The organism is Yersinia sp. LJYL362 (genome assembly GCF_048323875.1).
Genome location: NZ_JBLWEX010000132.1, coordinates 1 through 11,258, shown reverse-complemented (window position 1 = coordinate 11,258; position 11,258 = coordinate 1). Strand labels below are relative to the sequence as shown.

Genomic DNA, 11,258 nt, shown 5'->3' with positions numbered 1-11,258 from the left:
AGACCTCATAATTTCAAGGGAATAGCCTTGTGATGATGAATGTGGCTTAGAACACTATAAGAAACAATGGAGGCGCTATGTCGTTGGATTTGCGAAAAACGAGTATGGCCAGGTTGGTCGCCCTCAATCACGAATATCACTATTACAGCCTGCCGCAATTGGCGGCAGTGCTGGGGGATATCGACCGATTACCTAAATCACTGAAAGTATTGTTAGAAAATTTGCTACGCCATTTGGACGGTGAGCAGGTTCAAGAGGATGACCTTAAAGCCATTGTGGCGTGGCAACAGACCGGCCATGCTGACAAAGAGATCGCTTATCGACCTGCCCGTGTCTTAATGCAAGATTTTACCGGTGTTCCGGCGGTAGTGGATTTGGCCGCGATGCGCGAAGCGGTGCAACGTCTTGGCGGTGATGTGGCACAGGTTAACCCGTTATCACCGGTTGATTTAGTGATCGACCACTCGGTCACCGTTGATGAGTTTGGTGATAAAGCGGCATTTGGTGAAAACGTCCGCCTGGAAATGGAACGTAACCACGAGCGCTATATCTTCCTGCGCTGGGGGCAAAAAGCGTTTAGCCGTTTTCGCGTTGTGCCGCCGGGCACCGGGATTTGCCATCAGGTAAATTTGGAGTATCTGGGGCAAACCGTCTGGCATGAGCAGCAGGGCGGCAAGGAGGTGGCTTACCCGGATACTTTGGTAGGAACCGACTCTCACACCACCATGATTAACGGTCTGGGGATCCTGGGCTGGGGCGTGGGCGGTATTGAAGCTGAAGCTGCGATGTTGGGTCAGCCGGTATCCATGCTTATCCCTGACGTCGTCGGTTTCAAAATGACCGGCAAGATGCGGGAAGGGATCACCGCTACCGACTTAGTGCTGACAGTGACGCAGATGCTAAGAAAACATGGCGTGGTGGGTAAGTTTGTCGAGTTTTACGGTGATGGTCTGGCGGATTTACCCCTGGCGGATCGCGCCACTATTGCCAATATGGCACCGGAATATGGTGCCACCTGCGGCTTCTTCCCGGTTGATGATGTCACTTTGGGTTATATGCGTTTAAGTGGCCGTAGTGATGAACAGATAGCGCTGGTGGAAACCTACAGCAAAGCTCAAGGGTTATGGCGTCATCCGGGGGATGAACCGGTGTTTACCAGCCAGTTATCACTTGATCTTGGTACGGTAGAATCCAGTCTGGCGGGGCCTAAACGCCCGCAAGACAGAGTTGCCTTACCGAAAGTACCTTTAGCATTTAATGCTTTTGAAGAACTGGAAGTTAATAGCAAAAAAGACAAGGTGAGTCATGTTTCCTTCACTCTAGACGGCAAAACCCACGAGTTGAAACATGGCGCAGTGGTTATCGCGGCCATTACCTCCTGCACTAATACCTCCAACCCCAGCGTATTGATGGCGGCCGGTTTACTGGCCAAAAAAGCCGCAGAAAAAGGGCTTAAAACCAAGCCTTGGGTGAAAACGTCATTAGCTCCCGGCTCGAAAGTCGTCACTGAATATCTTAAGTCAGCCGGTTTAACCGCTTATCTGGATAATTTGGGCTTTAATCTGGTGGGCTATGGTTGCACCACATGTATAGGTAACTCTGGCCCATTGCCAGAACCAATAGAAAAAGCCATCAAAGAGGGTGATTTAACCGTGGGGGCTGTGCTTTCCGGCAACCGCAACTTTGAAGGGCGTATTCATCCTTTGGTCAAAACCAACTGGCTGGCCTCGCCACCGCTGGTGGTTGCTTATGCCTTGGCGGGGAACATGAATGTCAATTTGACGCAAGATTCGTTGGGCAACGATCCTCAGGGTAATCCGGTCTATCTGAAAGATATCTGGCCGACCGGCCTTGAAATCGCCAAAGCGGTTGAAGAAGTGAAAACAGACATGTTCCGCAAAGAGTATTCTGCGGTGTTTGATGGTGATGAAGAGTGGCAGGGCATTCAAGTCGATAGCACGCCAACTTATGATTGGCAGAGTGATTCCACCTACATTCGTTTGCCGCCTTTCTTCAGTGATATGAAAGCATTACCGGAACCGGTGCAGGATATCCATCACGCCCGTATTCTGGCTATTTTGGCTGATTCCGTCACCACCGATCACATTTCACCGGCGGGGAATATCAAGCTGGACAGCCCGGCAGGCCGCTATCTACGTGATCGTGGCGTGGAGATTAAAGAGTTTAACTCCTACGGTTCTCGTCGCGGTAATCATGAAGTGATGATGCGCGGAACCTTTGCCAATATTCGTATTCGCAATGAAATGGTGCCCGGTATTGAGGGGGGGATCACTCGCCATATTCCATCTCAAAATCAAATGGCTATCTATGATGCGGCGATGCGTTATCAGCAAGAGAATGTGCCGCTAGCAGTGATTGCCGGTAAGGAATATGGTTCAGGCTCTAGCCGTGACTGGGCAGCTAAGGGGCCGAGGTTGTTGGGAGTGCGCGTTGTTATCGCGGAATCATTCGAACGTATTCATCGCTCTAATTTAATCGGAATGGGAATTCTGCCGCTGGAGTTTCCGCAAGGTGTCAATCGTAAAACATTGGGCCTGACTGGGGATGAATCTATTAGTGTCAGTGGGTTACAGAGTTTGGCTCCGGGGCAAACTGTCCCTGTCACCATTACTTATGGAGATGGGCGGCAACAAAAGGTTGATACCCGCTGTCGTATTGATACAGGCAATGAATTGGTTTATTTCGAAAATGGCGGCATCCTGCATTATGTGATCCGCAAAATGTTGTAATAAACTGATAGTTGCGTGACAGTGTCACGATTCAGTTGAGTGAAGGGGTTACCGCGCCTGGGGGCATTTCGATGGCTTACGCACTTGTATTTGAAACAAAGAGCGGCCCCAATGGCACGATCCCCCTTCATTTGACGTTGTTAGCAATCTGAAGGGCCAGACCATTACTTGGTCAATAAATGGCCCATCTTGGCGGCTTTGGTCGCCATATAGTGCTCGTTCTTAGGATTTTGTCCAACAATCAGCGGAACGCGTTCGACGATATTGATCCCGGCCTCGGAGAGAATTTCGACCTTCTTCGGGTTATTGGTCAGCAAACGCACGGCCTTAATACCCAATAGCTTATACATATCAGAACACAGCGTGAAATCGCGTTCATCGGCAGCGAAACCAAGTTGATGATTAGCTTCAACTGTGTCGGCACCTAAGTCTTGCAAAGCATAAGCGCGGATTTTATTCAGTAAACCAATATTACGGCCTTCCTGACGATGATAAATCAGTACACCACGGCCTTCTTCAGCAATATGTGCCAGCGCAGCTTCTAGCTGGAAACCACAATCGCAACGCAGACTAAAGAGGGCATCGCCCGTCAGACACTCAGAGTGAACACGGGAGAGCACGGGTTCATCGGTGCTAATATCACCAAAAATCAATGCCAAATGGTCATGGCCGGTGGCTAACTCTTCGAAACCTACCATCAGGAAGTCACCCCAAGGGGTCGGTAATTTGGCTTCTGCTACACGTTTTAGCTGCATCTTGCTGTTCATATTATAACTTTATACCCTTAGATAGGTTATCGCATACCCTATCGTGAATGCCTGCTACACCCTTTTGGTTTTAGGGCATAAGGTTAAATAAAAATTTTCTGCGATCATTATTAGCTATATTGCCATAACTTTTCACATGCTGCTGTTCAACAAAGCAGCAATAAGGTTAGTGAGAATGTCTATCTAAGACTTATTTTAGAAATGATAAAAATTTGTGTATGTTATCAATAGGTAGAGATACTTATATTAGATAGATATGGCACTTATATAAATCGTGCTATCACCACAGGTAATATGTTGTGGATATTGCCAGAAAGAAAGGGCAACAGATGTGGAATATAACAAAACGTATTACTCTGGGATCACTTATTTTACTGCTGCCAACCTTTGTCATTTGGCTCTCGGGTTGGCAGTGGCAGCCGGGTGGCGGTGAACGCTGGTTAAAAGGGCTGTTTTGGGTAACAGAGACGGTGACCGCGCCGTGGGGCATCGTCACCAGCGTATTACTCGGTGGCTGGTTTTTGTGGTGTCTGCGTTTTCGGCTCAAACCGGCTATCGGGCTGTTGGTTATACTCAGTATGGTGATTGTTGTGGGGCAGGGATTGAAATCGCTGATTAAAGAACAGGTACAGGAGCCACGGCCATTTGTGGTGTGGCTCGAAGCTGAGCATCATATCGATAACCATTTTTTCTATTCTTTACCGCGTGCTGAACGTAGTAAGTTGATTAAACAACAATTACAGAATCAATCCGCGATCCCATCGTGGCTGAGCAGTCACTGGCAGTTTGAGACGGGTTTTGCCTTTCCTTCCGGCCACACGGTTTTTGCCGCCAGTTGGGCATTATTGGCCGTCGGGTTGTTATGGCCCCGTCGACATTATAAAACGGTTATTTTACTGATGCTTTGGGCGCAGGGCGTCATGATGAGCCGCCTGGTATTAGGTATGCATTGGCCAGGCGATTTAATGGCGGCCACGATAATTAGCGGTTTGTTAGTTGCGATGGTATGCAGTTTAGTGCAGCGGTGGTTCGGCCCGTTGAATATTCCACCGCAAGAACTGCAAGAGATTGAAAAGCGTGAGCATGACTAAAAATAGACGATTGATTCTTATTTGCAATTAATCATTCGCGATTAAGTTGCTTAAAATAATCTCTATTGAGCATCCGTTCGGCGCTTTATCTTGGTGCAGGGTTTCTTTGCGGGGTAAGGAAGTGCTAATTTGTTAAGTAAGGACGCCACATTTTTGGCATAATTCATCAGGTTGATTCGGCCTTTAGGAAAAAACGTGAAATATTTGCTGATTTTTTTGTTAGTGCTCGTCATTTTCGTGATATCAGTCACGCTCGGAGCAAATAACGATCAGGTCGTTACCTTCAATTATTTATTGGCTCAGGGCGAATATCGGGTATCTACCTTGTTGGCGACGCTGTTTGCCGCCGGTTTGGTTCTGGGATGGATTATTTGTGGACTTTTTTATCTGCGAGTTCGAATTTTATTGGGGCGTGCAGAGCGGAAAATTAAACGCCTTGAATCGCAGCAAGAGTTACCGATTGAACCCAGTGCGACTGCATCCACACCTGCCGTCGGCAAGGAATAATTTTCTATGTTAGAAATGCTGTTTCTGCTGTTACCGGTCGCTGCTGCCTATGGTTGGTATATGGGGCGTAGAAGTGCTCAGCAGGATAAGCAGCAGGATGCTAACCGCCTGTCGCGTGAATATGTGGCTGGGGTTAACTTCCTTCTCTCAAACCAGCAAGACAAAGCGGTTGATCTGTTTCTTGAAATGCTGAAAGAAGACAGTTCAACAGTTGAAGCACATCTGACGTTAGGCAATTTGTTCCGCTCCCGCGGTGAAGTTGACCGGGCTATCCGCATCCATCAAGCCTTGATGGAGAGTGCCTCTCTGACCTTTGAACAACGGTTGCTGGCCGTCCAGCAGTTGGGCCGTGATTACATGGCTGCGGGGTTATATGACAGGGCGGAGGATATGTTCAACCAATTGGTTGAGGAGCAAGATTTCCGGCTTGGCGCATTACAGCAGTTATTAGTTATCCATCAGGCGACCAGTGATTGGAACAATGCCATCGAAGTGGCAGACAAACTGGTCAAGATGGGTAAAGAGAATCAGCGATTGGAAATTGCTCATTTTTATTGCGAATTGGCGCTGCAAGCGATGGGCAGTGATGATCTCGACAAAGCAATGAGCCTGTTGAAGAAAGCAGCCTCAGCAGACAAACAGTGCGCCAGGGTGTCCATCATGCAAGGTCGGGTGCATCTGGCCAAGGGTGAGTATGCGAAGGGTGTTGAAGCGCTGGAGCGCGTGTTGGAGCAAGATAAAGAAGTGGTCAGCGAAGCATTGCCGATGCTGAGTGAATGCTATCAACACCTACAACAACCGGAAGCCTGGGCTAATTTCCTGAAACGCTGTGTTGAAGATAATACTGGCGCGACGGCTGAGTTAATGTTGGCGGAAATTCTTGAACAGCATGAAGGCCGGGATGTGGCGCAAACCTATATTAATCGCCAATTGCAACGCCATCCAACCATGCGCGTGTTCTATCGGTTGATGGACTATCACCTGGCAGATGCCGAAGAAGGGCGGGCGAAAGAGAGTTTACTGTTGTTGCGCGATATGGTCGGTGAGCAAATCCGCACCAAACCGCGTTATCGCTGCCACAAGTGTGGTTTTACCGCTCACTCGCTCTATTGGCATTGCCCGTCTTGCCGTGCCTGGGCGTCTGTTAAGCCTATTAGAGGGTTGGATGGTCAATAAGTGCAGGTTATTCAGTAAGATCGGGTGAATTGAATCACCCGACAGTAATTTATGATCTATTTTTTCTTCTGTGGTGCTTTTAGCAATTGGCGCAGTTTCTTCAATTCTTTCTGGCTCAACGGCTGTTCTGAAATTTCTTCCACGCCTTGGTTATCAATCTCGCTGTGATGCAATTTGGCATCTTTGCGGCTGCTCTTAGCGTTTTTAACATCAACCTCAAAACTTTTTTCTAATCTTTCGCAGACTTCGGTGCTGAGAGAAAACTGTTTTTCTAAGGCGGCAGCTTTAATTTTCTCTTTTAATTCCAGAGGGATTTTAATGGTTAAGGTAGATATTTCGCTCATCATATAACCTTCAACTTAGGGGAAAATACCAAGCTAAGCGAGGGAAGCGAAACTGTCTAGGGGATAACACAATTGTCACAAAAAATTCACATTGAGCAATTTAAGAAATAGACAATGCGCAGCAGGTTAGGCGATCGGAAGTGATGGGGATTATGATTTGGCGTAACCGATGCCTAAGACCCGTTACGCTGGGAATAAATGAAGGCTTATGGGCGAGTGTGTGGATAATGTATCAAGTCGTGGAAGCGCACAGAATGGGCACTTTCATTGCGATAGCCGTGCGGGCAATCAGCTGCAAATCGTAGTGCCTCACCGGTGGTCAGCGTTCGGGTCACACCATCGACGGTGAGTATCAGTTCCCCTTCAATGACAATTACATGCTCAATCACGCCAGCTTCGTGTGGCGTTGACTCACTGCATCCACCCGGTTCGAGGTCGATAACAAACATATCCATGCGCAGTGTCGCGTCATAAGGAAACAGGGGTACGACGCGCATTCCCGACGTTTCGCTATTGAATGTGGTGAGTAAGCCATGACGGTGCAACGCAGCAGACTGCGCCGGCGGTGTTTCAAGAAATTGTGAGAAAGAGACGTTCAGACCACTGGCGATTTTCCACAGTGTCGCCACTGTTGGGCTAGATTCGCCGCGTTCAATTTGCCCCAGCATCGCTTTACTGACGCCGGTTTGCTCCGCCGTCTGGCTCAAACTCCAGCCTCGTTCGCGGCGAACGTTTTTCAGTTGGCTGCCAATATGGTGGGCGAGTTCCTTCATCTTGACTCCTGTAGCGGTACTTTTGATTGAATACAATTCTTCATCGAATACCATTCTTTATCGAACACGATTGTGCGTTATAACGCACGATGATATATTGAGCACAATAAATATGCGTTATAACGCACGACAGCATACCGCTCGCGTTCGATAATCAGAAGGATTTTCCCCGATGGCATCGCGTTTCCGTTTGCAAGATTTAACTTTTTCTGCGGTTATCGCCGGCTTTGTAGCTGTTCTGGTCGGCTATACCAGCTCAGCGGCAATAATTTTTCAGGCCGCGGAAGCCGCAGGTGCCAGTGTGGCACAAATCGGTGGCTGGCTGAGTATGCTTGGGTTGGGAATGGGGGTGACTAGCATAGGTTTATCGCTCTATTACCGCACGCCAGTAGTCACTGCCTGGTCAACACCGGGTGCTGCATTGCTGGTGACCAGTTTGCCTGGTACATCGGTCAACGAAGCTATTGGGGTGTTTGTGTTTGCCACCGGGCTTATTTTGCTGTGTGGCGTGACCGGCTTATTCGCCAGATTGATGCAATATATTCCTCAGGCACTGTCGGCGGCGATGTTAGGCGGGATTTTGTTGCGCTTTGGGTTGGACGCTTTTACCTCGTTACAAAGTAATTTCGCGCTAGCTGGCACCATGTGTCTGGTGTATCTGCTGGCAAAACGAATGCTTTCGCGTTATGCGATTGTTCTGGCACTGGCCGCCGGGCTGATGGTGGCCGGATTACAGGGCAATATTGCGCTGCACGGCCAGACGTTGATTTTTGCCACTCCGGTCTTTGTCATGCCGCACTTCACAATCTCAACTCTCCTCGGCATCGGTATTCCGTTTTTCGTGGTGACAATGGCCTCACAAAATGCGCCGGGCATCGCTACGCTGAAAGCGCATGGTTACAATCTACCTGTTTCCCCCCTGATTTCATGGACAGCACTGACCGCACTGGTTTTAGCACCATTTGGTGGTTTTACCATCTGTATCGCGGCGATTACAGCGGCGATCTGCATGGGGCAAGATATCCATCCTGATCCGAAAAAACGTTATATGGCGGCGGTTGCTGCTGGGTTCTTCTATCTGATCGCTGGTGTGTTTGGTGGATCAATCGGTATGGTGTTTACCGCACTACCGGTCGCACTTATCCACACTATTGCCGGTCTGGCCTTGCTTGGCACCATTGCGGGTAGTTTGTATCGTGCGCTGGAAAATGAACGTCAGCGTGATGCAGCGATTATCACGTTTTTGATAACGGCTTCCGGCGTGACGCTGTTGGGGGTCGGTTCCGCATTCTGGGGGCTGGTGGGGGGGATAATCACACATCTGATCCTCAACCTCCCAGCGCACAAAACGGAATACGACGCTGGGGAAAGTTGAGTTTATTTATATTCTGGGGAACAAAATGTCACTTTCGGGGAAAAGTGCTGAAACCACCTTTCCCCTTTATCTCTTAGCGGTAAATGACCGCCGTACCGTGCAATTTGTTATTGCCGGTTGCAGAGGTGATCAGGTATGAGGTTGCGCCGGCTTCATCTGCTTTTTTCGCCAGAGCGTTTTCTAATTCAGTTAATGTACCGGCATTGCTGGCGGCAACGGTACCAATCTCATTCAAGCCTGTTGCTGGTGCGTGCTGGATTTGTGTGGCAGCAACACTGGCAAATGATGCGAAAGAAAGGGCCAACGCAGGGATAATATATTTAATATTTTTCATGTAGAACTCCAGTTACATATTTACCATTTAAATAACAAATTATTATTTAAATCATGATATAGACAATCAATGTCTTGCGATGGAGTGCATCATAGCGCAGGCTTGTTTAAATAAAATCACAAAAAATTGATTTTTATCATCAAAAAATTCGAATGACATTTTACGTTTCTTGAAACTTTTTTACTTAACTGCGGGTATAAGAAGTACGCCTACTTTTGCATAAATCTACGTAACCAGAAAAAGCCTGACAAAGGGCGGCTAAACTCACACTGTCGACTGCTGTAATTTCAGTGACACACCCTGTAGAATGTCGCTGTTATCATGACTAACTGACTGAAAAAGGCTTGAAAATGACGTCTGCAACTAAAACTAATAACAGTGGCTCAATATCTTCCCCGATCGTTGTTGCACTGGATTATGCCAATAAAGACGCGGCGTTAGCTTTTGCTGATCGTGTTAACCCACGAGATTGCCGATTAAAAGTAGGCAAAGAGATGTTTACTTTATATGGCCCCCAACTTGTTCGAGACCTGCATCAGCGCGGCTTTGAGGTCTTTCTGGATTTGAAATTCCACGATATTCCTAACACTACCGCCCGTGCGGTTGCGGCGGCGGCGGAACTGGGTGTGTGGATGGTAAATGTCCATGCCTCTGGGGGCATGCGCATGATGACCGCAGCAAAAGAAGCGTTATTGCCCTTTGGCCAACAAGCACCATTACTGATTGCTGTGACGGTGCTAACCAGCATGGATGGTGAGGATCTACGTGATATTGGCATTAATATCACCCCAGCCGAACATGCAGAGCGGTTGGCAAAATTAACCTGGGATTGCGGTTTAGATGGCGTAGTGTGTTCTGCCCATGAAGCGGTGCGCTTAAAGCAGGTGTGTGGTGAGGATTTCAAACTGGTGACACCGGGGATTCGCCCGGAGGGCAGTGATGCTGGCGATCAGCGCCGTATTATGACACCTGAACAAGCTGTAGCGGCAGGTGTGGATTATATGGTGATAGGGCGTCCGATCACCCAATCTCCTGACCCAGAAAAAACCTTAACCGACATTCTGGCCTCTCTGGTTAAGGGGGCATAATGAGTCATGATAATAGCCGCTTGGTCTATTCAACCGATACCGGGCGTATCACTGAACCCGAGGTCAAACCGCAGCGGCCTAAAGGCGATGGTATTGTTCGCATCCAGCGTCAAACCAGTGGCCGCAAAGGCAAGGGCGTGTGTTTGATTACCGGTATTGATGGCAGTGATGAGATGCTAGAGAAACTGGCAGCAGAATTGAAGAAGAAGTGCGGTTGCGGTGGCTCGATTAAAGACGGCATCATTGAAATTCAAGGAGATAAACGTGATCTTCTTAAGCAACTGCTCGAAGCCAAAGGGATGAAAGTTAAGCTGGCGGGTGGGTGAGAGAAATTATAACACTTTGCTTTATTGAGTGGAGTTTGACGGGGTGACTGCCCCGATGGGCGCTCCGGCAGCTTACGCTGCTATGACCCATTCGGCACATTTCCCCGTCAGTCAACTTTGTTATCGCTAACGTTTCAAAAATAAAACAAAATATCCAAAGTAATTGAGACTGTAGCTAGGCGGCAAACGAATAAATCCCGATGAGCTGACTTATGTCAGTGATTCGGGTGCATGAGAGCCGCCAACAACGCTACAGTTTCAAGAACGAAGGATAAGTTTATTTGCCAACTTGATGGCCAATAACCCCACCAATAGCAGCACCGCCTAGCGTCCCTAAAGTACTGCCAGTCAATACTGCGCCGCCGACAGCACCAGCACCGGCACCAATTGCGGTATTACGGTCACGTTTGGACATGTTGGAACATGCGGATAGTGATAGGGCCAGCGTTAGTGCCAATGCGGCAGTCGCAAATCTTTTATTGATCATCATAATTATTTTCCTCACGTTGGCTAAGTACAAATCCATACTGAATTAAACTTACCTTACTCAGTATAGGTATTATATTAATATTAGGCGTCAGCTCATTCCATTTGTGATTAGAATAAAAAACGCCATTTTGATTTAAATTTGGAATTAATATTGAGAACTGGTTTCTTCATCAATAGAATCTAGTATAATTGCCTGTAATTCATTTAGTAGGTAAATAGTCCTAATTTGACCCGCCCA

General features: G+C 48.0%; 12 protein-coding genes. 7 read left to right on the top strand and 5 right to left on the bottom strand.

The genetic code is table 11. The features are described from left to right. Window positions 1-77 precede the first annotated feature (77 nt). Complete coding sequence (gene acnA, locus ACNSO8_RS06045; RefSeq protein WP_050160092.1) at window positions 78-2,750, top strand: aconitate hydratase AcnA; 2,673 nt, start codon at window positions 78-80, stop codon at window positions 2,748-2,750. 164 nt (window positions 2,751-2,914) lie between these two features. On the opposite strand, the gene ribA is transcribed toward acnA, so the two are convergent. After that, window positions 2,915-3,505, bottom strand: coding sequence for a GTP cyclohydrolase II (gene ribA / locus ACNSO8_RS06040; protein WP_005165846.1), 591 nt, complete (start codon window positions 3,503-3,505; stop codon window positions 2,915-2,917). 341 nt (window positions 3,506-3,846) lie between these two features. Here ribA and pgpB point away from each other — a divergent pair, with 341 nt between their 5' ends. The 3 genes from pgpB to lapB all read left to right on the top strand — a co-directional run bounded on the left by pgpB (window position 3,847) and on the right by lapB (window position 6,291). Further along, a complete protein-coding gene (gene pgpB / locus ACNSO8_RS06035; protein ID WP_057631236.1) occupies window positions 3,847-4,608 on the top strand; it encodes a phosphatidylglycerophosphatase B in 762 nt (253 codons plus the stop codon). A 195-nt stretch (window positions 4,609-4,803) separates the two neighbouring features. Next, window positions 4,804-5,115, top strand: a complete 312-nt coding sequence (locus ACNSO8_RS06030) for a LapA family protein (RefSeq protein ID WP_005165840.1) — start codon at window positions 4,804-4,806, stop codon at window positions 5,113-5,115. Between the two features lie 6 nt (window positions 5,116-5,121). Further along, entirely contained in the window at window positions 5,122-6,291 is a 1,170-nt protein-coding gene (gene lapB / locus ACNSO8_RS06025; protein ID WP_057631225.1) for a lipopolysaccharide assembly protein LapB, read from the top strand. A gap of 56 nt (window positions 6,292-6,347) precedes the next feature. Here the strand turns inward: lapB and ACNSO8_RS06020 are convergent, their stop codons facing one another. Both ACNSO8_RS06020 and ACNSO8_RS06015 read right to left on the bottom strand, forming a co-directional pair. Then, window positions 6,348-6,635, bottom strand: coding sequence for a hypothetical protein (locus tag ACNSO8_RS06020; protein WP_019079486.1), 288 nt, complete (start codon window positions 6,633-6,635; stop codon window positions 6,348-6,350). 206 nt (window positions 6,636-6,841) lie between these two features. Continuing rightward, entirely contained in the window at window positions 6,842-7,408 is a 567-nt protein-coding gene (locus ACNSO8_RS06015) for a helix-turn-helix domain-containing protein (protein WP_019079485.1), read from the bottom strand. Between the two features lie 172 nt (window positions 7,409-7,580). On the opposite strand from ACNSO8_RS06015, the gene ACNSO8_RS06010 reads away from it, so the two are divergent. Next, entirely contained in the window at window positions 7,581-8,783 is a 1,203-nt protein-coding gene (locus ACNSO8_RS06010) for a benzoate/H(+) symporter BenE family transporter (RefSeq protein WP_057620574.1), read from the top strand. Between the two features lie 73 nt (window positions 8,784-8,856). Here the strand turns inward: ACNSO8_RS06010 and bhsA are convergent, their stop codons facing one another. Continuing rightward, window positions 8,857-9,117 carry a multiple stress resistance protein BhsA gene (bhsA, locus tag ACNSO8_RS06005; protein WP_011816266.1) on the bottom strand — a complete coding sequence of 87 codons (261 nt, stop codon included), beginning with the start codon at window positions 9,115-9,117 and terminating at the stop codon, window positions 8,857-8,859. Between the two features lie 350 nt (window positions 9,118-9,467). On the opposite strand from bhsA, the gene pyrF reads away from it, so the two are divergent. Together pyrF and yciH are read left to right on the top strand one after the other, a co-directional pair. Next, window positions 9,468-10,205 (top strand): orotidine-5'-phosphate decarboxylase, encoded by a 738-nt coding sequence (gene pyrF, locus ACNSO8_RS06000; protein ID WP_046050894.1) that lies wholly within the window; start codon window positions 9,468-9,470, stop codon window positions 10,203-10,205. Further along, the gene (gene yciH, locus ACNSO8_RS05995) at window positions 10,205-10,531 is read left to right on the top strand and encodes a stress response translation initiation inhibitor YciH (RefSeq protein ID WP_019079480.1); all 327 of its coding nucleotides are present in this window, start codon (window positions 10,205-10,207) and stop codon (window positions 10,529-10,531) included. The genes pyrF and yciH overlap by 1 nt, the downstream gene beginning before the upstream one ends. 277 nt (window positions 10,532-10,808) lie before the next feature. Here the strand turns inward: yciH and osmB are convergent, their stop codons facing one another. Beyond that, window positions 10,809-11,024, bottom strand: a complete 216-nt coding sequence (osmB, locus tag ACNSO8_RS05990) for an osmotically-inducible lipoprotein OsmB (RefSeq protein WP_026017843.1) — start codon at window positions 11,022-11,024, stop codon at window positions 10,809-10,811. Window positions 11,025-11,258 lie beyond the last annotated feature (234 nt).